The sequence below is a fragment of the Agrobacterium tumefaciens genome (assembly GCF_013318015.2).
GTDB lineage: Bacteria > Pseudomonadota > Alphaproteobacteria > Rhizobiales > Rhizobiaceae > Agrobacterium > Agrobacterium tumefaciens.
Window position 1 is genome coordinate 2,482,162 of record NZ_CP115841.1, and the last position, 23,432, is coordinate 2,505,593.

The 23,432-nt window shown below is 55.7% G+C and carries 24 protein-coding genes; 13 read left to right on the forward strand and 11 right to left on the reverse strand.

What is annotated here, in order from left to right:
* Positions 1-7: 7 nt before the first annotated feature.
* From G6L97_RS12090 to hemE, 8 genes are all read right to left on the reverse strand, one after another.
* Complete coding sequence (locus G6L97_RS12090; RefSeq protein WP_013637009.1) at positions 8-889, reverse strand: ParB/RepB/Spo0J family partition protein; 882 nt, start codon at positions 887-889, stop codon at positions 8-10.
* A 31-nt stretch (positions 890-920) separates the two neighbouring features.
* The gene (locus G6L97_RS12095) at positions 921-1,715 is read right to left on the reverse strand and encodes a ParA family protein (protein WP_111782518.1); all 795 of its coding nucleotides are present in this window, start codon (positions 1,713-1,715) and stop codon (positions 921-923) included.
* Positions 1,716-1,734: 19 nt separating this feature from the next.
* Positions 1,735-2,352, reverse strand: coding sequence for a 16S rRNA (guanine(527)-N(7))-methyltransferase RsmG (gene rsmG, locus G6L97_RS12100; RefSeq protein ID WP_038492606.1), 618 nt, complete (start codon positions 2,350-2,352; stop codon positions 1,735-1,737).
* An 11-nt stretch (positions 2,353-2,363) separates the two neighbouring features.
* Positions 2,364-4,247, reverse strand: coding sequence for a tRNA uridine-5-carboxymethylaminomethyl(34) synthesis enzyme MnmG (gene mnmG / locus G6L97_RS12105; protein WP_174002928.1), 1,884 nt, complete (start codon positions 4,245-4,247; stop codon positions 2,364-2,366).
* Between the two features lie 62 nt (positions 4,248-4,309).
* Complete coding sequence (gene mnmE, locus G6L97_RS12110; RefSeq protein WP_174002929.1) at positions 4,310-5,641, reverse strand: tRNA uridine-5-carboxymethylaminomethyl(34) synthesis GTPase MnmE; 1,332 nt, start codon at positions 5,639-5,641, stop codon at positions 4,310-4,312.
* Positions 5,642-5,726: 85 nt separating this feature from the next.
* Positions 5,727-6,992, reverse strand: a complete 1,266-nt coding sequence (gene rho, locus G6L97_RS12115; RefSeq protein WP_013637014.1) for a transcription termination factor Rho — start codon at positions 6,990-6,992, stop codon at positions 5,727-5,729.
* Positions 6,993-7,177: 185 nt separating this feature from the next.
* A complete protein-coding gene (hemJ, locus tag G6L97_RS12120; RefSeq protein WP_026330887.1) occupies positions 7,178-7,723 on the reverse strand; it encodes a protoporphyrinogen oxidase HemJ in 546 nt (181 codons plus the stop codon).
* Positions 7,720-8,754: a uroporphyrinogen decarboxylase gene (hemE, locus tag G6L97_RS12125; protein WP_111782516.1), complete on the reverse strand. Its 1,035-nt coding sequence runs from the start codon at positions 8,752-8,754 to the stop codon at positions 7,720-7,722. Before hemE ends, hemJ begins: the two co-directional genes overlap by 4 nt.
* A gap of 407 nt (positions 8,755-9,161) precedes the next feature.
* Here hemE and G6L97_RS12130 point away from each other — a divergent pair, with 407 nt between their 5' ends.
* The 5 genes from G6L97_RS12130 to dnaQ are packed head-to-tail and all read left to right on the forward strand — an operon-like array spanning position 9,162 to position 12,769.
* Positions 9,162-9,983 carry a pyruvate, water dikinase regulatory protein gene (locus G6L97_RS12130; protein ID WP_111782515.1) on the forward strand — a complete coding sequence of 274 codons (822 nt, stop codon included), beginning with the start codon at positions 9,162-9,164 and terminating at the stop codon, positions 9,981-9,983.
* Between the two features lie 31 nt (positions 9,984-10,014).
* Positions 10,015-10,614 (forward strand): Maf-like protein, encoded by a 600-nt coding sequence (locus G6L97_RS12135; RefSeq protein WP_111782514.1) that lies wholly within the window; start codon positions 10,015-10,017, stop codon positions 10,612-10,614.
* Positions 10,607-11,467 carry a shikimate dehydrogenase gene (locus G6L97_RS12140; RefSeq protein ID WP_111782513.1) on the forward strand — a complete coding sequence of 287 codons (861 nt, stop codon included), beginning with the start codon at positions 10,607-10,609 and terminating at the stop codon, positions 11,465-11,467. The genes G6L97_RS12135 and G6L97_RS12140 overlap by 8 nt, the downstream gene beginning before the upstream one ends.
* Positions 11,467-12,075, forward strand: coding sequence for a dephospho-CoA kinase (gene coaE / locus G6L97_RS12145; protein ID WP_111782512.1), 609 nt, complete (start codon positions 11,467-11,469; stop codon positions 12,073-12,075). Before G6L97_RS12140 ends, coaE begins: the two co-directional genes overlap by 1 nt.
* Entirely contained in the window at positions 12,068-12,769 is a 702-nt protein-coding gene (gene dnaQ / locus G6L97_RS12150; RefSeq protein WP_003516361.1) for a DNA polymerase III subunit epsilon, read from the forward strand. Before coaE ends, dnaQ begins: the two co-directional genes overlap by 8 nt.
* A gap of 120 nt (positions 12,770-12,889) precedes the next feature.
* Here dnaQ and secB read toward each other — a convergent pair whose 3' ends face one another.
* Complete coding sequence (secB, locus tag G6L97_RS12155; RefSeq protein ID WP_003516359.1) at positions 12,890-13,372, reverse strand: protein-export chaperone SecB; 483 nt, start codon at positions 13,370-13,372, stop codon at positions 12,890-12,892.
* Between the two features lie 99 nt (positions 13,373-13,471).
* Entirely contained in the window at positions 13,472-14,029 is a 558-nt protein-coding gene (locus G6L97_RS12160) for an FxsA family protein (RefSeq protein WP_065705053.1), read from the reverse strand.
* 141 nt (positions 14,030-14,170) lie between these two features.
* Between G6L97_RS12160 and G6L97_RS12165 the strand changes: the two genes are divergently transcribed.
* The 5 genes from G6L97_RS12165 to gyrB all read left to right on the forward strand — a co-directional run bounded on the left by G6L97_RS12165 (position 14,171) and on the right by gyrB (position 19,497).
* Positions 14,171-14,869 (forward strand): Tim44/TimA family putative adaptor protein, encoded by a 699-nt coding sequence (locus G6L97_RS12165; protein WP_003516349.1) that lies wholly within the window; start codon positions 14,171-14,173, stop codon positions 14,867-14,869.
* Entirely contained in the window at positions 14,866-15,978 is a 1,113-nt protein-coding gene (gene mltA, locus G6L97_RS12170) for a murein transglycosylase A (protein ID WP_111782511.1), read from the forward strand. Before G6L97_RS12165 ends, mltA begins: the two co-directional genes overlap by 4 nt.
* On the forward strand, positions 15,975-16,544 hold the full coding sequence (locus tag G6L97_RS12175; RefSeq protein ID WP_003516347.1) for a Smr/MutS family protein: 570 nt from the start codon (positions 15,975-15,977) through the stop codon (positions 16,542-16,544). Before mltA ends, G6L97_RS12175 begins: the two co-directional genes overlap by 4 nt.
* Entirely contained in the window at positions 16,541-16,906 is a 366-nt protein-coding gene (locus G6L97_RS12180) for a helix-turn-helix domain-containing protein (protein ID WP_003516346.1), read from the forward strand. Before G6L97_RS12175 ends, G6L97_RS12180 begins: the two co-directional genes overlap by 4 nt.
* 155 nt (positions 16,907-17,061) lie before the next feature.
* Complete coding sequence (gyrB, locus tag G6L97_RS12185) at positions 17,062-19,497, forward strand: DNA topoisomerase (ATP-hydrolyzing) subunit B (RefSeq protein ID WP_003516345.1); 2,436 nt, start codon at positions 17,062-17,064, stop codon at positions 19,495-19,497.
* 103 nt (positions 19,498-19,600) lie between these two features.
* On the opposite strand, the gene G6L97_RS12190 is transcribed toward gyrB, so the two are convergent.
* The gene (locus G6L97_RS12190; RefSeq protein ID WP_025594729.1) at positions 19,601-20,203 is read right to left on the reverse strand and encodes a nitroreductase family protein; all 603 of its coding nucleotides are present in this window, start codon (positions 20,201-20,203) and stop codon (positions 19,601-19,603) included.
* 127 nt (positions 20,204-20,330) lie between these two features.
* On the opposite strand from G6L97_RS12190, the gene G6L97_RS12195 reads away from it, so the two are divergent.
* The 3 genes from G6L97_RS12195 to G6L97_RS12205 all read left to right on the forward strand — a co-directional run bounded on the left by G6L97_RS12195 (position 20,331) and on the right by G6L97_RS12205 (position 23,367).
* The gene (locus G6L97_RS12195) at positions 20,331-21,173 is read left to right on the forward strand and encodes a fumarylacetoacetate hydrolase family protein (protein ID WP_019565943.1); all 843 of its coding nucleotides are present in this window, start codon (positions 20,331-20,333) and stop codon (positions 21,171-21,173) included.
* 125 nt (positions 21,174-21,298) lie between these two features.
* Positions 21,299-22,531, forward strand: coding sequence for a polyhydroxyalkanoate depolymerase (locus tag G6L97_RS12200; RefSeq protein WP_111782510.1), 1,233 nt, complete (start codon positions 21,299-21,301; stop codon positions 22,529-22,531).
* 68 nt (positions 22,532-22,599) lie between these two features.
* Positions 22,600-23,367, forward strand: coding sequence for a M48 family metallopeptidase (locus tag G6L97_RS12205; RefSeq protein ID WP_038489224.1), 768 nt, complete (start codon positions 22,600-22,602; stop codon positions 23,365-23,367).
* The last annotated feature ends 65 nt before the right edge of the window (positions 23,368-23,432 follow it).

Consider the following 23,432-nt stretch of genomic DNA (forward strand, 5'->3'; position numbering starts at 1 on the left):
TACTTGCTTATTTTTGCTCCAGAAGCCGGCACACGGCTTCCAGCTGCTCTAGCGTGCGGTATCCGATGCGGATTTGTCCCGATCCGCCTTTGTGGCTAATCTTCACGTCCAGACCGAGAGCATCCGAGAGGCTGCGTTCAAGCGCGACCGTATCGGAATCCTTCTCAGCCGAAGGCCGCTTCTCCAAGACGTCACCCTGCGACTTGATGTCGTTTTGCGCCAGGCGCTCGGCATCACGCACCGAAAGCCCCTTGGAAACGATAGTCCGAGCCAGACCTGACGGATCGGAAGTGGAAACAAGCGCGCGCGCATGGCCAGCGGAAAGCGAACCATCCGCCAACATGTCCCGAACCGGATCGGGAAGTTTTAAAAGACGAAGGCTGTTTGCAACATGGCTTCGGCTCTTGCCGATGATTTCACCGAGGTCGTTCTGGGTGTAGCCATGTTCGGCGATCAACTGCTCATAGCCCATCGCTTCTTCAAGCGGATTGAGATCGGAACGCTGGACGTTTTCGACGATAGCCAGCTCCAGAGCCGTGCGGTCGTCTACATCCCGAACGATGACAGGAACGTCCGTAAAACCGGCCAGCTGTGCCGCGCGCCAGCGCCGTTCACCAGCGATTATCTCGTAACGGTTGACGCCAATCGTTCGCACGACCACAGGCTGAACAATCCCGTGCTGACGAATGGATGAGGCAAGATCCTGCAACTCATTTTCGTCAAAGTGCCGACGTGGGTTTCTCTGGCTGCGAGCGATGAACTCGATCGGGATGGCGCGATCCGCACTAACGGCGCGCTGCGGTTCACCCACCGGCACAGGCTGATCCATTTCGCCGATCAACGCCGCAAGACCGCGTCCGAGTCGACGCTTGGAAAGATCATCACTCATAAGATATTACTCCATATAGTCCGGCAAAACGTCAGGCCGCCTTGCGCAGACGCTCTCTCTGAATCACTTCGGAAGCCAATTGCAAATAAGCCTGGCTGCCGGCGCATTTCAGATCATAAAGAATTGCCGGTTTACCATAAGACGGCGCTTCGGAAACCCGAACATTGCGCGGAATGAGAGTGTGGTAAACCTTTTCTCCCAGATGCATCCGCACATCGGAAACCACCTGCTGCGCAAGATTGTTGCGCGCATCGAACATCGTGAGAACGATACCCTGAATATCAAGCTGCGGATTTACCGAACCACGTATCTGGCTGACCGTATCCAACAACTGGCTGAGACCTTCCAGCGCAAAGAACTCGCACTGCAACGGTACCAGCACAGAATGAGCAGCGGTCATGGCATTCATGGTCAAAAGATTGAAAGAGGGCGGGCAATCTACCAAAATATAGGAATAGTCTCTGGCTTCCTGCGTCTCCATGGCGGCACGCAAAAGAAAAACGCGGTTAGCAACATTCGCAACCTGCATCTCAAAGCCCAGAAGATCCATCGTCGACGGCACGATATCGAGGTTCGGAACTGCTGTCGGAACCGCAACTTCGGAAACGGTATGATCACCCACCAGAAGATCATAGGAAGACAGCTTGCGCTCTTTGCGGTCAATTCCCAAACCTGTGCTAGCATTACCCTGCGGATCGAGATCAATGATCAGCACCCGCTCACCAATAGCCGCCAATGCAGTAGCCAGATTGATGGCCGTCGTTGTTTTGCCAACGCCACCCTTCTGGTTCGCGACTGCGATAATCCGGTTTTTTTCAGAAGTCATACCGCACCTGACAAGCTCGTCAGTGCCTCTTAGTGAGGTTACTGATTTCAAGAACAACAGAATCTGCCTCAATGGCACTCTGGTGTTTTATCAGATCAAACTGCCAGCGGCCATGCGCTTTCTGCAGTTCGGATTCATAATCCCTGCCTTTATTGAAATATGCCCTGAGATTTGGATTATTCTGCGCCCACGGGTGAATATATTCGAAAAGTAAATTCATCTCGGCGAGGGCTCTTGCCGAAACCGCATCGCAATTTTCAACGGTTTCAGGCGCTTTTTCAATTCTGACTGGATGAACCGCGCCTCTTGCGCCGGTTTCCTTCAGCGCAATTCGCAAAAACGCAGCCTTTTTATTGTTGCTCTCTACCAGATCGACCCAACCATCACCCAGTTCCGCGAGAAAAATCGCTGTAATGACGCCCGGAAAACCGCCGCCGCTTCCCAGATCAATCCATTTCTGCGGTTGAGGGGCGAGCTGAAATATCTGTGCACTGTCCGCGACATGCCGGCTCCAGAGCTCAGTGAGAGTCGAAGGCGCAACCAGATTTGTGGTTTTGTTCCACTTCTTGAAAAGCTCGACGAAATGCTCGAGCCTCTCCTGTGTTTCACGTGAAACACTCTGGCCGTTTATCTTCATGGTCCGACTCGCTATTGGTGCATGCGCAATTTTTCACTTCCTGGTGCGGAGCCTTTCCGCAGAAGTGCGAGAAGCAGCGATATCGCAGCAGGTGTTATACCGTCAACACGCGCAGCCTGGGCAATGTTCTCTGGACGTGCCTTTTCCAGCTTTTGTTTCAGTTCGTTGGAGAGACCGGACAAAGACTGAAAATCGAAATCACTGGGAATTTTTCTGTCTTCGTCTCGCTTGATATCGACAATATCCGCGCTTTGGCGCTGCATATAGACAGCGTAACTCGCTTCGATTTCCAAAACCTCAGCGACCTTGGTATTAAGCGCCCGTAGCTCCGGCCAATGAGCGGCAAGAGTTTCCATTGTGATATCGGGGTAGGCGAGCATTTCATAAACCGAACGACGCTGACCGTCCTGGTTGAGTTTCAATCCCTGTTTAGCAGCCTGGGAGGGACTGATGGAAATGCTCTTCATCAGCTCGCGACCCCGATCCAGATCGGAGATAAAATCTGCGAAGCGTTTTTGGCGGTCATGCCCGATAATGCCGGCCATCTGACCAATAGGTGTAAGTCGCAGATCAGCGTTGTCAACGCGAAGTGAAAGCCGATATTCCGCTCTCGACGTAAACATGCGATAGGGTTCGCTGACACCCTTGGAGGTGAGATCGTCGATCATCACACCGATATAGGATTCGGTACGACTGAAATGAATGGGGTCTGCATTGCCTGCATATAGCGACGCATTCAACCCGGCAACCAGACCCTGGGCGCCCGCCTCTTCATAACCCGTCGTGCCATTGATCTGCCCTGCCAGGAACAATCCCGGAATTTTCCGGCATTCCAGAGAAGGCTTGAGCTCACGCGGATCGACATAGTCATATTCAATCGCGTAGCCGGGCTGAATGATGTTGACTTGCTCAAGGCCGGGGATGGTGCGGATAAACTGCTCCTGAACTGAGGCCGGAAGCGACGTCGAAATTCCATTTGGATAAATTGTGTGGTCATCAAGGCCTTCTGGTTCCAGAAATATCTGATGACCGTCCCGTTCACCGAAGCGTGTAATCTTGTCTTCGATCGACGGACAATAGCGCGGACCAACACCCTCGATCTGTCCCGAATACATCGCTGACAGATGAATATTATCCTGAATGATCTTGTGTCCCGCCGGCGTCGTCCGGGTTACGCCGCATTCGATCTGTGGATTGACAATGCGATCCGTCATAAAGGAGAACGGAACGGGATCTTCATCGGCCGCTTGCCGATCCACAGCATTCCAATCGATCGTGCGACCATCAAGCCGGGCAGGGGTGCCGGTCTTCAGCCGGCCCATGGCGAGGCCCAGACGGCCAAGCGTTTCGGAAAGGCCAAGAGACGGTTTTTCACCAACCCGGCCTGCGGGAATCTTTTCGGAGCCGATATGAATAAGACCGCGTAGAAAAGTGCCGCTCGTCAACACAACAGCACCACAAGGAATCCGGCTACCGTTTGCCATGATTACGGCGCAGACCTTATCATCCGCCATTTCAATATCGAAAGCATCACCTTCAATAATGCTAAGGTTTTCAATCGCATTGATTTCCCGTTGCATGGCCCCGCGATAAAGTCGCCGATCAGCCTGCGTGCGCGGCCCGCGGACGGCGGGGCCTTTTTTGCGATTGAGCATACGGAATTGAATTCCCGCTGCATCAGCAACCCGGCCCATCAAACCGTCCAGCGCATCAATTTCGCGGACCAGGTGTCCTTTACCGAGACCACCGATTGCCGGGTTACAGGACATCACCCCAATAGTCTCTCGCTTATGGGTAACGAGAGCGGTTTTAGCGCCATGTCGTGCAGCGGCCGCCGCAGCTTCGCTGCCGGCATGTCCACCACCGATAACAATGACATCAAATGACTGGTGCATATCCCTGCGCCTTATCCCAAATCATCGGCTTTGCCGTATTGGCCACCAATGTTTCACGTGAATCATTTTCCTATGCAGAATTCCGAGAAGATCACGCCCAGCAAATCCTCCACATCGACGCGGCCAGTAATGCGTCCAAGCGATGTTGCTGCGAGTCTCAAGTATTCCGACCTTATCGCAAGGTCCATGGTCTCGGAATTGAGCGCATCACTAACATAGTTCAGCGTCTCTTCAAGTCGTTTTTTGTGCCGGGCGCGGGCAGGGACCAATGTCTGTGCAACACCAACCCTGCTTTCAATCTCTCGCTTGATCAATAGACGCAATTCGTCGAGACCAACGCCTTCCCTGGCGGAGATGGCGAGATCAAAAACAGCGTCAACTGTAGAAGAGGAAATCGCGGTTTTTGTCCGTAGATGCAAATGGCGAGCATTTTCCAGCGGAATGATGGATTGTTTCGGTGTCGAATCGTTATCTTGCAATATCAAAATAAGATCCGCGGTTTCCGCTGTCAGAACGGCCCGCCTTACACCCTCCTTTTCGACCACATCCTGCGTCTCCCGAATTCCGGCCGTATCGAATATGCGGACCAGGTAACCGTCGAGATTAATCTCGACGCTCAGCACGTCTCTGGTCGTGCCAGCAATGTCAGTGACAATAGCAACGTCACGGCCGCTCAGAGCGTTAAGAAGCGTGGACTTGCCAGCGTTAGGCTCTCCCACCAGCGCCACCTTGAACCCGTCACGAATAATCTCGCTGCTTCCGCCGTTCTGGAGATGGCTGGTGATTTCACTATGAAGTTGCATCATCGCGTCCCACACCTGCGCGGCAACTGAATCCGGCACATCTTCCTCGTCGGCGAAATCCAGCTCTGCCTCGATCAGGGCGCGAGCACGCGTCAACCGGCCTGCCCAGCCATCGTAGAGCGCTGACAGCTTACCAGTGCTCTGCTCAACCGCTAGCCGCCGCTGCATCTCCGTTTCAGCCTGCAGCAGATCCGCCAGACCTTCGATCTCGAGAAGATCCATCTTTCCGTTTTCAAACGCTCGGCGGGAGAACTCGCCGGCATCCGCCGGCCGAAATCCTTCGAGCAGTTCGAGCTCGGCAAAAATTGATGCGACAACCGCGCGGCTTCCGTGGCTGTGGATTTCGATGCAGTTCTCACCCGTAAAGGAATTTGGTGCAGGGAAAACGATCATCAGCGCCTGGTCGATGATCTCATTGTTTCGGTTTCGAATCGAACATAGAACCGCCTGCCGCGGTTCTGGAAGGTCACGACCGGTCAAAGTGACAAAGGCTTCGAACGCGCCGGGCCCACTGATCCTGATAATTGCGACGCCGGCCGGCAATGCTCCACTGGAGAGCGCATAAATGGTATCGGCGGAAGCTGGCATCATTCACCTCGGTTAAAACAGTCAAGCCGCATCCGAATGAACGGATGCGGCTTTAAAGCTTTGTCGATGGGACCGGTAAAACTCCGGATCAGGTATTCATCGATTCGAAGAAATCCGAATTGGTCTTGGTCTGCTTCAACTTGTCGATCAGGAACTCGATGGCATCCATCGTTCCCATCGGCGCGAGAATTCGGCGAAGCACGAAAATCTTCTGGAGATCCTGACGCGGCACGAGCAGGTCTTCCTTACGTGTACCGGACTTGAGAATATCGAGCGCCGGGAAGATACGCTTGTCAGCGACCTTACGGTCAAGCACGATTTCCGAGTTACCCGTACCCTTGAATTCTTCAAAGATGACTTCGTCCATGCGGCTGCCGGTGTCGATCAGCGCGGTCGCGATAATCGTCAGCGAACCACCTTCTTCGATGTTACGTGCGGCACCGAAGAAACGCTTCGGCCGCTGCAGCGCGTTGGCATCCACACCACCGGTCAGGACCTTGCCGGAAGACGGAACGACCGTGTTATAAGCTCGGCCGAGGCGGGTGATGGAATCGAGCAGGATAACGACGTCGCGGCCATGTTCGACAAGGCGCTTCGCCTTTTCGATGACCATCTCGGCCACCTGGACGTGGCGTACAGCCGGTTCGTCGAAGGTTGACGACACCACCTCACCCTTGACCGAGCGCTGCATGTCGGTGACTTCTTCAGGACGTTCGTCGATCAGAAGAACGATCAGGTAACATTCCGGATGGTTAGCCGTGATGGAATGCGCGATGTTCTGCAAGAGAACAGTTTTACCGGTACGCGGCGGCGCGACGATCAATCCACGCTGGCCCTTGCCAAGTGGCGCGACCAGATCGATCACACGCGACGACAGATCCTTCGATGTCGGAAGCTCCAGCTCCATCTTGAACCGCTCATTCGGATAAAGCGGCGTCAGGTTATCGAAGTGAACCTTGTGACGGATTTTTTCAGGATCGTCAAAATTGATCGTGTTGACCTTGAGAAGCGCGAAATAACGTTCGCCTTCCTTGGGTCCACGGATCGGCCCCTCGACAGTATCGCCGGTCTTCAGAGAGAAACGGCGAATTTGCGAGGGCGAAATGTAGATATCGTCCGGACCCGGCAGATAATTTGCATTTGCGGACCGTAGAAAACCGAAACCGTCCTGCAGGACTTCAACGACGCCTTCGCCGATAATTTCGATGTCCTGGCTCGCGAGAACCTTGAGGATTGCGAACATAAGCTCCTGCTTGCGCATGGTGCTCGCATTTTCAACTTCCAGGGATTCAGCAAAAGTTAGCAAGTCGGTAGGCGATTTGCTCTTAAGTTCCTGAAGCTTCATTTCAGCCATGAAGGAAAGACCGTTTGATAATGTAATGTCGGGGGAGGGCGTGTTCGCGAATCAGATGCTGAGGGAGAAGCCGCAGATGACTGAATAATTCACATGCCACGAGATGAGTGGTCCGAAAATAGCGATTGAATAGGGCTACTGCAAGAGGAAAGCACGAATTCCGCGAAATTTATCGTTGCGACCTCTTAACCGAAGGGTTTCACAACCACAAGTATGACTATGAGGATCATCAGTACCGTCGGAACCTCGTTCATCAACCGCCAGTGACGGGCAGGCCTGATATTTTCATCCCGGGCGAACCGTTTGGCACTGCGGGTGAAATAGACGTGGGCGATGGTTAGTAGCACCACCAGTGCGATTTTCGCATGTAGCCAGCCGCCGGAAAAACCATAAACCGACCATGCGAGATAAAGCCCTAATATCCAGCTGATCATCATCGCCGGGTTCATGATGACCTTGATCAACCGCTGTTCCATCACCTTGAAGGTTTCGGATTGCTGCGAACCGGTGGGTGCATCGGTGTGGTAAATGAACAGGCGCGGCAGGTAAAAAATCGCCGCCATCCAGGAAATCACCGCGATGATATGAAGCGCCTTGATCCACAGATAGAGATCGGCCGGATCGGCGTAAAACAACAAAGCGACAAAAGCGGCAAAGACACCGAGCGCCATACCTGCGCGAAGGGCAGCCCTGTTTCCTGAGCGGGCGGAGGTCTGCTTCTCGCCGCTCATGCCCCGGCTCCGCCGGCACGCACCCGCTGCACCAGCCTTGCAACGTTTTCCGGATCGGCCTGCGGCGTGATGCCATGGCCGAGATTGAAGATCAGCGGGCCCTGTCCCAGAGCCTGCAGCACAGCGTCGATACCGTCCTCCAGAGCCTTGCCACCCGCCACCATCAGCATGGGGTCCAGATTGCCCTGTACCGGGCCTTCCTTCTGCAAGTCCCTTGCGAAACCGAGTGGCACCGACCAGTCGAGGCCGATGGCGTCTGCGCCTGTTTTGCGGCGATAATCCTTCAAAAGATAACCGGCCCCCTTGGCGAAGGCGATGATCTTCGCGGAGGGGCGGCGAGCGCGCACCGAAGCGATGATACGGGCGACGGGTTTTACCGCATATTCCTCGAATTCCCTCTCGCCGAGCACCCCGGCCCAGGAATCGAAAATCTGCACCGCATCGGCGCCGGCATCAATCTGCGCCACAAGGTAGTCGGCGGAAACCTCAGCCAGCAAGGCAAGAAGCTTTTCCATAGCTGCCGGCTCCCGATAACCGAACAACCGCGCCGGCGCCTGATCAGGCGTTCCGTGGCCGGCAATCATGTAGGTTGCGACCGTCCAGGGCGCACCGCAAAAACCGAGAAGCGTCGTCTCATCCGGCAAGGTATGGCGCAAACGTGAGACGGTTTCGAAAACGGGTGAAAGATGCGCAATCACATTGCTCGCATCCAGCCTGTCGATGCCATCCACATCGATCGGATCCATGGCCGGACCCTTTCCCTCGCTGAAGGAAACATTGCGATTAAACCCATCCGGTATCACCAGAATATCGGAAAAGAGGATAGCTGCATCAAGACCGAACCGGCGAATGGGCTGAAGGGTCACTTCGGTTGCCAGTTCGGGATTATAACAGAGATCGAGGAAACTGCCGGCGTTCTTTCGCGTTTCCCTGTACTCCGGAAGGTAACGCCCTGCCTGCCGCATCAGCCATATGGGCGGAGGTGTGACCGTCTGCCCGTTCAACACCTTTAAAACCTTGCGCTCGCTCATGCCACCCAACTTCCAAAAAATAAAATCTAAGAGATTTAAAAGATTTTCTATTTCTTAGAGTCGGTGAGTAGCAAGGATTAAAATCTTTCCAGTCGATATGCCGCAGTCGGGTGTAAGCGCCAAGACCTGAACACGGCATTTCATCGCTTCATCGCAATAAATTGGATAATAGATATTTATATAATATTTTCAGATATTTAAGTTATATCCTTTGAAGCCGTTGCCTGTGGATCATCTGTGGACAGTTTTGAACAAGTTCAGAGTTTCCAGACAATTCACAGGCATGCCTGATAGCAAGGACGCCACTTGCGGATTGTGGAAAAAACCCACTTTATCCACGAGGCGGCTCGGCCCGCGGAACAATTCGGAAGTTTGTCCCGGTTTATCAACAGCGAGAGAAAAACAGCGTGGAGAACAAAAAAAGTTTCTTCCATTTGCACCTGATTTCGGACTCAACAGGAGAGACTCTCATGTCGGCCGGTCGTGCCGTCTCGGCGCAGTTCCACGCTTCGATGCCGGTGGAACATGTTTATCCGATGATCAGGAACCAGAAGCAGCTCGCCCAGGTGGTGGATCTGATCGACAAGGAACCGGGCATCGTTCTTTATACGATCGTGGATCAGCAGCTGGCCGAGTTCCTGGATTTGCGCTGCCACGCGATCGGGGTGCCCTGCGTCAACGTCCTCGAGCCGATCATCGGCATTTTCCAGACCTATCTAGGCGCACCTTCGAGACGGCGGGTCGGGGCGCAGCACGCGCTGAACGCGGATTATTTCGCCCGGATCGAAGCGCTCAATTTTGCGATGGACCATGATGACGGGCAAATGCCGGAAAGCTATGACGAAGCCGATATCGTCATCATTGGGATCAGTCGAACGTCGAAAACACCGACAAGCATCTATCTCGCCAACAGAGGCATAAAGACCGCCAATATACCGGTCGTTCCAAACGTGCCGTTGCCGGAAAGCCTTTATGCCGCCACCCGTCCTCTGATCGTTGGTCTTGTCGCGACATCGGACCGCATATCCCAGGTTCGTGAAAACCGGGAACTCGGTGCGACTGGCGGATTTGACAGCGGACGCTACACGGATCGCGCCACCATCATGGAAGAGCTGAAATATGCGCGTGCGCTCTGTGCCCGTAACAATTGGCCGCTGATCGATGTTACACGCCGCTCCATAGAGGAAACGGCCGCGGCAATCCTTGCCCTTCGCCCGAGGACACGATAATCCGGATCGCACCATTCGGAGCAGATAGTCGATGAAACAAGAGTTGATCCTCGCCTCGTCCAGCGCATCCCGTCAGATGTTGATGCGCAATGCGGGGCTGACATTTTCGGCGATCCCGGCGGATATTGACGAGCGCGCGCTCGACGAGCAGCTGGAAAAAAATGGCGCAAAGCCGGAAGAGGTTGCGCTGGAACTGGCCAAGGCCAAGGCGCTCGCGGTAAGTGCCCTGCATCCGCAAGCACTCGTTCTTGGATGCGACCAGACGATGGCGCTCGGTGCCCGGGTGTACCACAAGCCAAAAACCATGGCCGAAGCCGAAGCACATTTGCTCTCATTATCCGGCAAGGTTCATCGATTGAACAGTGCAGCCGTTCTTGCCCGCGGGGGTGATGTCGTATGGCAGACGATCTCCAGTGCCGAGCTTTCGGTGCGAACTTTGAGCGCCGAATTCGTCTCCCGCCACCTGCAACGCGTGGGTGAAAAGGCCTTGACCAGTGTCGGTGCCTATCAGCTCGAGGGCGAAGGAATCCAGCTATTTACTTCGATAGAGGGGGATTATTTCACCATTCTTGGCCTGCCGCTTCTGCCTCTCTTAATGAAACTGCGCGACATGGATGTCATCGATGGCTGATTCACGTGAAACATTAACTATAAACGCCTTCGTTGTCGGTTATCCGATCAAGCACTCCCGGTCACCGATCATCCATTCCTACTGGCTGAAAAAATTCGGGATACCCGGCTCCTATAAGGCCATTGAGGTTGCCCCCGATGACTTCCCCGATTTCATCTCGGCACTAAAAGAACAGGGACCTGGTGCAGCGGTGGGTGGCAACGTCACCATTCCGCACAAGGAAGCGGCCTTTAAGTTGGCGGACAGTCCCGATGAGCTGGCGGAGGAACTGGGTGCAGCCAATACCGTCTGGATGGAAGAGGGCAGGCTGCATGCCACCAACACGGATGGCTATGGCTTCGTTTCCAATCTCGATGAGCGCCATCCCGGATGGGAGAAAACCGACCGGGCGGTGGTGTTCGGAGCCGGCGGTGCAAGCAGGGCCGTCGTTCAGTCGCTGCGGGACCGCGGCATTGCCGAAATCCACGTCCTGAACCGCACGGTCGAACGTGCCCGTGAAATGGCCGACCGTTTCGGTGCACGGGTTTTTTCTCATCCTCAGGGCGCACTTCATGAAGTCATGCAGGACGCCGGGTTGTTTGTGAACACGACATCGCTGGGTATGGACGGAACGGAAGCGCCCGAGATTGATTTTTCGCCGCTCGCTGCAAGTGCTGTTGTAACCGATATCGTCTATGTGCCGTTGAGAACCCCCATCCTCCAGATGGCGCAGACACAGGGTATTGCGACGGTCGATGGGCTTGGCATGCTCCTTCATCAGGCAAAACCCGGCTTTAAAAAATGGTTCGGCAAAACGCCGGAAGTTGATGACACTCTTCGTTCCCTCATCATTGAGGATATGGAGAAACATTGATGATCGTCATCGGTCTCACCGGCTCGATCGGAATGGGAAAAACGACCACGGCGAAACTGTTTGCCGCGGAAGGGATACCGGTTCTCGATTCTGATGCGGTCGTGCACGACCTCTATTCAGCAGAAGCCGTGCCGATGATCGAAGCCGCCTTTCCGGGCACGACCATTTCCGGCACGGTCGACCGTCTTGAACTCGCTAACATCCTCAGGGAGAATCCGGCTAATTTTAGAAAGCTGGAAGCAATCGTCCATCCGCTTGTTCGTGAAAGACAGGAAGCTTTCCTCCGTAAGGCGAGAGAGGAAAATCAAAATTTCGCCGTTCTCGATATCCCGCTACTGTTTGAAACCGGCGGGGAAACGAGGGTCGATAAAGTAGTCGTTGTTAGTTGCGCGCCGGAAATACAGCGCCAGCGGGTTTTGTCCCGTCCCGGCATGACGGAAGAGAAATTCGAAATGATATTGGCCCGGCAGATGCCCGATGCCGAAAAGCGCCGGCGCGCCGATTTTATCATCGATAGCGGAAATGGTGTCGAAGCGGCATGGGATCAGGTAAGAGAAATTCTGCAGAGACTAAGTGCCGGTTCGGGCAACGGAGAGAAAAATGCGTGAGATCATTTTCGATACGGAAACCACAGGCCTTGAATCGAAACTAGACCGCGTGATCGAAATCGGCGGCATCGAGCTCAACAACCATTTTCCGACCGGCCGCACATTGCATATTTATATCAACCCGGAAGATCGCAAGGTTCACCCGGACGCGCTTGCGGTGCATGGCATCACCGACGACTTCCTGAAAGACAAGCCGAAATTCGCCGAAGTCGTCGACGAAATCCGCGAATTTTTTGAAGGTGCCCGCTGGGTGGCGCATAATGCGACATTCGACATGGGTTTCATCAATGCGGAATTTGCCCGCCTCGGCATTGCGCCGGTCTCATCTGAATTGGTGACGGATACGCTTTCGCTTGCACGCCGCAAGCACCCGATGGGTCCGAATTCCCTCGATGCACTTTGCCGACGTTACGGGATCGACAACTCCCACCGCACCAAGCACGGCGCGCTTCTCGACTCCGAACTGCTCGCCGAAGTCTACATAGAAATGATTGGTGGGCGCCAGACAGCGCTCGGTTTCGGTTCCGGCTCCAAACAGCAAGCGGTCACTATCGAGGATGATGATGTCCCGAATGAGCCGTTGCAAAGGCCCCATCCTCTACCATCAAGACTGGATGCGGAGACCATCGCGGCGCACGGCAAGCTCGTTCTCGGCATGGGCGACAAGGCGATCTGGAACCGTTACCAGAATTAAGTGCGCCTGGCGCTTAGATGCGCCGTTGAAAAATGACGAGAAGCGTCAAATAAAAAACCCGGGCGATGAACCCGGGTTTTGTTTTGTGTGAACTCTAAAAAGAGCGGCGTCACGTACAATTCAGTTCGGTACGGCCTGAACCTTGGCTCTGGCCTGTTCCTCGGCAACGCGCTGCGAAAACATCTGCGCGAAATCGATCGGATCGATCATCAGCGGCGGGAAGCCACCATTGCGGGTGACATCGGCGATGATCTGGCGTGCGAAGGGGAACAGCAGGCGCGGGCACTCAATGAACAGCACCGGCAGCATATGTTCCTGCGGGAAACCGGCAATGCGGAACACGCCGCCATAAACCAGCTCGGCTGCAAACAGAACCTTGTCGCCATCCTTGGCTTCGGCATTCAGCGTCAGCACAACGTCGAAATCCGAACCCGAAATCGGGTTTGCGTTGACATTGACATTGATGTTGATCGACGGCGCATTGTCACGAGCCTGAAGCGAACGAGGAGCACCCGGATTTTCGAAAGAAAGATCCTTGATGTACTGGGTAAGAATGTTGAGGGAAGGACTAACTGCGCCCTGTGCGCCATTTTCAGCGGTCATTACGTTTCCTCGCGGCGTGATTTCGTGGAAGGCGGTCTATCATTTCGACTTGAGCCTTACAACCCTCGTGCTCTCGGCTCCCTAACCCTTTGCCGTGCTTCAGGGTTTGGGCAGGTTGCGATCATCCGGCTTTTGGGACCAGGGAGAATCCTTGGGCCCTTCGCGGTGAAACTCCTGTTCGTCGAGGTCCACGACCTTGGAGCTACCCTTATTTCCCTGACCATTGCTGAACCCGGAAAAGTCACCGGGTTGCGGCCCGGTCTGGCCGCCGGGTTGACCCGACTGGCGAAAAGAACCGGCCACGACGACGCGGGGTCCGAGGATCTTCCAGAAAAAACGTCTCACCGTTTTCGACAGAAGCAGGAGACCGAGTATATCGGTGATGAAACCCGGGATGAACAGCAGGATGCCCGCCACGACGCGCATGGCGCCATTGACCAGCTCATCGGCAGGCTGGGCGCCGGTACGACCTGCGGCCTGAAGATTTCTCACCATGCCGATGCCGCCGAGCCGCAGGATCAGCAACCCCAGAAACGACGTGAACAGGACGAGCGCCAATGTCAGCCACAGACCGATTGTCTTGCCGACGATGATGAAACCGGCAATTTCCAGGATTGGCATCATCAGGATGACGATGGGGAGAAAGGAAAAACGCATCTTCTAGCCTTGCGTGTGCATCTCTGGCAGATTGCCGGTTCCCGAGAACACCGATGATTGAATCTGCACATTTGAATGATGATAAGATGCAGACTATATGATGTTCAGGTTTTTGAATTTAAATGGCGGTTTTGGTAAAAGATGGGCTTTAGCGACTTTATCACATTGTTTTTTCTCGTTGCAGCGGTGCTGATCTTTCTTCAGCTGCGCAGCGTTCTTGGTCGCCGAACCGGCAATGAGAAGCCGCCATTCGACCCTTACACGCCGCGCGATGTCGCGAAAGGCCCCGTCACGGACGATAACAAGGTCGTGACCCTGCCCAAACGCTCTGAGGCGGAGGACGAAAACCGCTTTGCCGAGGCGGATGCTCTGGCACCCGTCGATACTGCCTTGAATACATCCCTGCGCGAGCTGATGACCAAGGACCCGACCTTCCGCCCCAAGGAATTCCTGAACGGCGCCCGCATGGCCTATGAGATGATCGTCATGGGTTTTGCCGATGGTGACCGCAAGACGTTGAAGAACCTTCTGTCGAAGGAAGTTTTCGACGGGTTCGAGGCGGCCATTTCCGAGCGGGAAAGTCGCGGCGAGGTGGTCAAGTCCACTTTCGTGGGAATAGAGAAGGCCGATATCACCCAGGCCGGTATCCGCGATTCCGAAGAGCAGATCACGCTCAGAATAGTCAGCCAGCTGATTTCGGCCACCTATGACAAGGATGGCAAGCTGGTGGACGGCGATCCCGATGCGGTTGCGGAAGTGGACGACATCTGGACCTTCTCGCGTGATGTCCGCTCGCGCGATCCCAACTGGAAGCTGATCGCCACTGAATCCGAGCAATGAATACGCCCTTTTCGTTCGAAGAAGTTTCTTTCGGTGATCTGCCGGGATGGCAGGAGGATGATCCGCGTAAGCTGTTTCCGGCGATGCGGACGATCCTGTCACATCTTCGGAATTCAAAACCCTACAGGACCGGCGCGCTGGGTCTCACCGCCGGCGAACTGGCCTCGCTTCTGGAACTGGCCGATGAGGAACAAGCGGATAGTCCCCAGCAGGCCCGCCGGTTTTTCGAGACGAATTGTGTACCTTTCAAAATTTCACCACCCGGCGGAAAACGCGGTTTTGTAACTGCCTTTTATGAACCGGAGCTTGAGGTATCGTCAGTCCGCGACGATGTCTGGAAGTATCCGCTCTACCGCCGCCCACCGGAGCTGGTGGATATCGATGACGAAAATCGCCCGAGCGGTTTTGATCCGTCCTATGCTTTTGGCAGAGAGGGCGAGGACGGCATTTCCTATTTTCCCGATCGCCGCGCGATCGACGAAGGATATCTGCAGGGCAGGGGGCTTGAGATTGCCTGGGCGAGATCGAAGGTCGATCTGTTTTTCGTCCACGTTCAGGGTGCTGCCCGTCTTCTGTTTCCTGATGGAGAGGTGAAACGCATCACCTATGCCGCCAAGGCCGGGCATCCGTTCTCGCCGATCGGTCGGTTGCTTCTGGATCGTGGGGAACTGGATCCGAAAACGATCTCGATGCAGACAATTCGCAAATGGCTCGCCGACCATCCGGATGAGGTGGATGGGGTGCTATGGCATAATCGCTCCTATATTTTTTTCCGGGAGGCTGATGTTGCCGGTCTGGATATGGGACCGATCGCCGCCGCCAAGGTGCCGCTGGTCGCGGGGCGGGCGCTTGCGGTGGACAGGCTCATCCACACCTTCGGTTTTCCCGTCTTTATCCATGCGCCGTCATTGACCCACCTGGATAATGGCAAGCCCTTCGCGCGGTTGATGCTGGCGCTCGATACCGGCTCGGCCATCGTTGGCCCGGCACGCGGCGACATTTTCACCGGCTCGGGTTTCGAAGCCGGGGAACTTGCAGGCACAGTGCGCAACGACGCCGATTTCTATATGCTGCTGCCGCATGTTGCTGCGAAAAGGTATCGGCGATGAAGGGCAGTCGAAAGCTTGGCAAGGAAGAACGCATTCTGTGGGGTAAGGTCGCAAGAACAGCCAGACCCATCTCCGGCAGGCTGGAAGATTTGCTGGCTTTCGACGATATCGAGGAAGCCGCGGCGGAACCTGTCGTCCCGCAAACGGCAAACGCCGTCTTCCCTAGGATGCTCGCGGAGCCGGTGGACGTTTCGACCTTTACGCCGGACAAGAAGCCAAAAATTCATCAACCGATGGAAAAGCCGGTTAAGCGCAAGTTGACGCGCGGGCGGTTGCCGCTGGAAGGCCGTATCGATCTGCATGGCATGTTTCAGAGCGAAGCCCATGCGGTTCTGCTCGATTTTTTATTGCGGGCGCACGAACGGGGCCTCCGGCACGTGCTCGTCATCACCGGTAAGGGTCGCTCCATCGGCAGCGATGGTGCGCTGAAAAGGGCCGTGCCCATGTGGTTCGCCAAACCGGAATATCGTTACTTGATTTCATCCTATGAGGATGCATCCGCCAATCACGGCGGCGATGGCGCTCTCTATGTCCGTTTGGCGCGCCGCAAGGGTGAAAAATCATGACGCCCTTTGCAGAAGCCGTGCGGCTGCTTCGTGAGCGCAAGGGCGTGACTCAGAAGGAGATGGCAGCGGCAATCGGCGTTTCCCCCGCTTATCTCTCGGCACTGGAGCACGGCAAACGCGGCAAACCGAGCTTCGATCTCCTCCAGCGCATCGCCGGATATTTCAACATCATCTGGGATGAGGCGGAGGAATTGTTCTTTCTCGCCGGCTCCTCCGACCCCAAGGTGGCGATCGACACGGTCGGTCTGCCGCCGCAATATACGGCTTTTGCCAATCGGCTGGCGCGGGATATTCGCAAGCTGCCGCTGAGTGTGATAGAGGAACTGTCAGCGGTGCTACAAAAAAGCCGTTCTTGCGATTGAAACCCCTCTATCCCCTGCTTTATGCAGCGTTCTGAGGCATGTGGCCTTTGGGATTGAGTGTAGAATTTCTATAGTCGTATGTCGGATTTGAGTGATTCGCGGGCTTCAGGCCTTCTCACTGAAAACTTGGCCAGGAAATTTTGGAAAGAGTACTTATGACCGAAACATCGTCAAGCGAAGTCGGCGCCAACACTGAATACGGAGCCGATTCGATCAAGGTCCTGAAGGGTCTTGATGCTGTGCGCAAACGGCCCGGCATGTATATCGGCGATACCGATGACGGCTCCGGTCTTCATCACATGGTCTACGAGGTGGTCGACAACGCCATCGACGAGGCTCTTGCGGGTCATGCCGATCTGGTGACGGTAACGCTCAACGCCGATGGTTCGGTGACGGTAACGGACAACGGACGCGGCATTCCGACTGATATCCATTCTTCCGAAGGCGTTTCCGCCGCGGAAGTCATCATGACCCAGCTTCATGCGGGTGGAAAATTCGACCAGAACTCCTACAAGGTTTCCGGCGGTCTGCATGGCGTGGGCGTTTCGGTCGTAAATGCGCTCTCGGTTTGGCTGAAGCTCAGAATCCGCCGCAATGGCAAGCTGCACGAAATCGGCTTCACCCATGGGGTTGCCGATGCTCCGCTCTCGGTCATTGGCGAATATGAAGGCCGCTCTGGCACGGAAGTCACCTTCCTGGCGAGCCCCGACACCTTCACCATGACGGATTATGATTTTGGTACGCTGGAGCATCGCCTGCGCGAACTGGCGTTTTTGAATTCCGGTGTTCGTATCGTGCTCACCGACAAGCGTCATTCTGATATCAAACAGGAAGAGTTGCTCTACGATGGTGGTCTTGAAGCCTTCGTGCGTTATCTCGACCGGGCCAAGAAACCGCTGGTGGACAAGCCGGTGGCCATTCATGGCGAAAAGGACGGCATCACGGTTGAGGTCGCGCTCTGGTGGAACGACAGCTACCATGAAAATGTGCTCTGCTTCACCAACAACATTCCGCAGCGCGACGGCGGCACCCATATGGCCGGCTTCCGCGCGGCGCTCACGCGTCAGATGACATCCTATGCCGAGACTTCCGGCATCATGAAAAGGGAAAAGGTCAGCTTGCAGGGTGAGGACTGCCGCGAAGGACTGACGGCAATTCTTTCCGTCAAGGTTCCCGACCCCAAGTTTTCTTCGCAGACGAAGGACAAGCTTGTTTCGTCTGAAGTGCGCCCTGTCGTGGAAAGTCTCGTCAACGAGGCCCTGTCCACCTGGCTCGAGGAACATCCGTCCGACGCCAAGATCCTTGTCGGCAAGGTGGTGGAAGCGGCCATTGCCCGTGAAGCCGCCCGCAAGGCGCGCGAACTGACGCGCCGCAAGGGTGCGCTCGATATCGCCTCTCTGCCCGGCAAGCTCGCCGATTGTTCCGAACGCGATCCGGCGAAATCCGAACTCTTCCTCGTCGAGGGTGACTCCGCAGGCGGTTCGGCCAAGCAGGGCCGCTCGCGCGAAACGCAGGCCATCCTGCCGCTACGCGGTAAGATCCTGAACGTTGAGCGCGCCCGTTTCGACAAGATGCTGTCCAGCCAGGAAATCGGCACGCTGATCACCGCGCTCGGCACGTCGATCGGCAAGGACGAATTCAACGCAGACAAGCTGCGCTACCACAAGATCATCATCATGACGGATGCTGATGTCGACGGCGCCCACATTCGTACCCTGCTGTTGACCTTCTTCTTCCGCCAGATGCCGGAACTGATCGAGCGTGGCCATCTCTATATCGCGCAGCCGCCGCTTTATAAGGTGACGCGCGGCAAATCCGTGCAGTACCTCAAGGACGAGAAGGCGCTGGAAGAATATCTGATCTCGATGGGCATCGAGGATACGTCGCTGACGCTCGGCTCCGGCGAAGTACGCATCGGCGCTGACCTTCGTGAGGTCATTCTCGATGCGGTGCGCATGCGCACGCTGATCGACGGTCTGCATTCCCGCTACAGCCGCTCCATCGTGGAACAGGCCGCTATTGCCGGCGCCCTGAACCCCGAGCTTTCGGCCGATGCTGCCCGTGCCCAGGAAACCGTTGCCGAAGTAGCCCGGCGTCTGGACATGATCGCGGAAGAAACCGAACGCGGCTGGTCCGGCATGGTGCTGGAAGATGGCGGCTTGCGCTTCGAGCGCATGGTACGCGGTGTCAAGGAAATCTCGACGCTCGATATGGGCCTGATCGGTTCGGTCGATGCCCGTCATATCGATCAGCTCGCGGCCCGCACGCGCGATATTTACGTCACTCCGCCGGTTCTGCAACGCAAGGACGGCACTATGGAACTGGCCGGACCGCGTGCGCTTCTGGATGCTATTTTCGCCGCTGGCCGCAAGGGTCTTTCCATGCAACGTTACAAGGGTCTCGGTGAAATGAACGCCGAGCAGCTGTGGGAAACCACACTCGACGCCAATGTACGTTCGCTGCTGCAGGTCAAGGTCAACGATGCTACGGATGCCGACGGCCTGTTTTCGCGCCTGATGGGTGATGAGGTGGAACCGCGCCGCGACTTCATTCAGGAAAATGCGCTCAGCGTTGCCAATCTCGACATTTAATCCTGTGGGACGTCTCGCGTGACGATTCACGTGAAACGAAACTTTAACGAAAGGCCCGGCGGTCAATTTCCGCCGGGCCTTTTGTCATCTGTGTTGTCGGATATCAATCGGCCTTGCCGGTGAACCGCCCCTTGAAAGCTACGTCCGAAAGGGGGAGGCGTTTGCTGGGCACTTCCCGTTCTGCCAGATCGTCAGGAAGAACAGCCTTGTCGGTCAATGTGCCGATGGCAACTGCGGCCTCCACCTTATATCCATCCGGAACATCAAGCTTTTCCACGATCTGGTCTTTAAATATGCCTGCCATGCCATGGGCGTGGTAACCGAGCAGATGTGCCTGCATGGCGAGTGAAAACCATGCCGCACCGGCATCGAAGGAATGGGTCGCTGAAGGCTTTTTCTCACCCTCTCGTGAAATATTGTGGTCGCGGGAAAGGATGAAGAGTAGGACCGAGGCATTTTTTGCCCAGCGCTGGTTTCCTTCCATCAGCAGTTCCACGAAGAGCGGCCAATCCTCGCTATCCTTGTGCGCGTAGACAAACCGCCACGGTTGCTGGTTGGATGCCGATGGCGCCCAATGCGCGGCATCGAGAATGGTCAGCAGATGCTCGTTTGGCATCGCATCTCCATCGAATGCGCGCGGAGACCACCGATCGAGGAAGAGTGGATCGACTGGATATTCGGATTGCCGGGAATTGCTGTTCGTCACGGGCGTGTCCTTTTGATTGTCGGGAGGGAAAAGGTATTTTTCGAAAGTCGAAGCAGTCAAGGGGTGACAAGTATGAATGTATCGTTCATATATGCATCACCTTGTCTGACAACCGGGAGAGAGTTCCATGAAATTGATGCGCGTTGGCCAGCCTGGCCAGGAAAAACCTGCGATCCTCGACGCGGAAGGAAAAGTCCGCGATTTGTCTGCTCATGTCAAAGACATCGGCGGTGAAGCCATTTCTCCGGAAGGCCTGAAGAAGATTGCCGCCATCGACCTCGGCACTCTTCCCGTAATCTCTGAAGAGCGCATTGGCGCTTGTGTTGCCGGAACCGGAAAATTCATCTGCATCGGCCTTAATTTCTCTGACCACGCCGCTGAAACCGGTGCGACCGTACCGCCGGAACCGGTCATTTTCATGAAGGCGACCTCGGCAATCGTCGGTCCGAACGATAACGTTGTCATTCCGCGCGGTTCTGAGAAGACCGACTGGGAAGTCGAACTCGGCGTCGTCATCGGCAAGACCGCGAAATATGTATCTGAGGCTGATGCTCTCGACTACGTCGCCGGTTATTGCGTTTCGCACGATGTTTCTGAGCGCGCGTTCCAGACCGAGCGTGCCGGACAGTGGACCAAGGGTAAATCCTGCGACACCTTCGGTCCGATCGGCCCCTGGCTGGTCACGAAGGACGAAATCACCGATCCGCAGAACCTCGGAATGTGGCTGAAGGTCAACGGCCAGACAATGCAGGACGGCTCCAGCAAGACCATGGTTTACGGCGTCGCGCATGTCGTTTCCTATCTCAGCCAGTTCATGTCTCTGCATCCCGGCGACGTCATTTCCACCGGCACGCCTCCGGGCGTCGGCATGGGCCAGAAGCCCCCGCGTTACCTCAAGACCGGCGATGTCGTTGAACTCGGCATTGAAGGCCTCGGTTCCCAGAAACAGACCTTCGTTGCCGACATCTGATTATCAACAAACGTTCAACTGAAATTGAGGCGCCGGAGGGAAACCACCGGCGCCTTCGATTTTGTGCAGTTGCGAAAAGCTGCTATGGTCAAAAAAAGAGCTTGATCCGCGAGGAGGCGTAATCAGTGTTCTACCACCTCTATGAAATGAACCATGCGGCGATGGCGCCACTGCGCGCCGGTGCCGATATGATGCGCCAGGCATGCAGCAATCCTTTGAACCCGCTTTCCAGCACCGCCTTCGGGCGAAGCCTCGACGCAGGCTTTGAGGTATTCGAGCGGCTGACGCGCCGTTACATCAAGCCGGAGTTCGGTTTGGCGACTACCACCGTCGATGACCGGACCGTTGCCGTCACTGAAGAGATCATCTGGTCGCGTCCCTTCTGTAATCTCGTTCATTTCAAAAAAGAACTCGATGCGGCCCGCAAACCAGATCCTAAGATGCTGCTGGTGGCGCCTATGTCTGGCCACTACGCCACATTGCTGCGGGGAACGGTCGAGGCGCTGCTGCCATCCGCGGATATCTATATCACCGATTGGATCGATGCCCGCATGGTGCCAGTCACCGAAGGGACATTCGATCTCGACGATTACATTAGCTACGTCATCGATATGCTGCGCGAGATCGGGCCCGGCGCCCATGTGGTCGCTGTTTGTCAGCCCTCGGTTCCGGTTCTGGCCGCAGTGTCCCTGATGGAAGCCGATGGTGACGGTTTCGCGCCTGCATCCATGACGCTGATGGGCGGTCCGATCGATACGCGCATCAATCCCACAGCCGTCAACGGTCTGGCCACGGCCAAGCCAATCGAATGGTTCCGCGACAATGTCGTCATGCAGGTACCGTGGCCGCAGCCGGCTTTTGGCCGGAATGTCTATCCCGGCTTCCTGCAATTATCCGGCTTCATGTCCATGAACCTCGACAAGCACATGACCGCACACAAGGATTTCTACCTGAACCTCGTCAAGAACGACGGCGATTCCGCTGAGAAGCATCGCGATTTTTACGATGAATATCTGGCCGTGATGGATTTGACGGCGGAGTTCTACCTGCAGACAGTTGAAACCGTCTTCATCGAACACGCGCTTCCCAAGGGAAACATGCAGCATAGGGGCAGGGCGGTCGATCCCGCTGCCATTCGTAACGTCGCGCTGTTCACCGTGGAAGGCGAAAACGACGATATTTCCGGTGTGGGCCAGACCAAAGCCGCACACGATCTTTGCCGGAACATCCCCGATGAAAAGCGTGGGCACTACATGCAGCCCGACGTCGGGCACTACGGCGTTTTCAACGGGTCGCGTTTCCGCAAGGAGATTGTGCCGCGCATGGTGGAATTCATCCGCAAGAACCAAACTGTCTAGCGCTGGAAGCCAGGCGATGCCGCGCATTTGCGTGGCCAAGCCGGTGTCGAATCGGCTATGAACAGTCCATGTTTTCGTTCCTCAGAAAATCCGTGAAGTCGCCGGCGCCGAAAAAGGTAGCGCCCAGCCAACGCACCGTCGAGGTGGCTGGCCGTCATGTGCCCATTACGGTGAAGGAAAATCCGCGCGCCACGCGCATCACCTTGCGCATCGAACCCGGCGGCCGGGCCATGAAGCTGACGATCCCGATGGGGCTTCACCATGGCCAGGTGGATGATTTTCTCGAAAGGCATCAGGGTTGGATTGAAGGCAAGCTTTCGAAAATCACCCCAGATGACGGTTTGTGTCATGGTGCGTCGGTTGATATTCGCGGCGTATCCCATCGTATCCATCACACTGGCAGCCTGCGTGGCCTGACTCATATCTCCAAAGACGAGGACGGCACGGCGGTATTGAAAGTCAGCGGAGCGCCCGAACACCTGCGCAGACGGGTGGCCATGTTTTTGAAAAAGGAAGCGAAGGCTGATCTGGAGAGGCTTGTTGCGGTTCACGCGAGCGCGGCCGGAAAGCCAGTGCGATCCATCAGCATGAAGGACACCCGCAGCCGCTGGGGTTCGTGTTCCCATGATGGAAATCTGAGTTTCTCGTGGCGTATCGTCATGGCTCCGGAAAAGGTCATCGATTATCTCGCAGCCCACGAGGTTGCGCATCTGCGGGAAATGAACCACGGCCCGAAATTCTGGGCCCTGTGCGAAAAACTCTGCCCGCATACGCAGGAAGCCAAGGAATGGCTGAAGCGTCACGGCTCTAAACTCCACGCCATCGATTTTGATTGAAAGTGGAGGCGTGCATCGCCATCTGGATTCACGTGAAACATTCCATGGAAAACGGGTGCGATTTG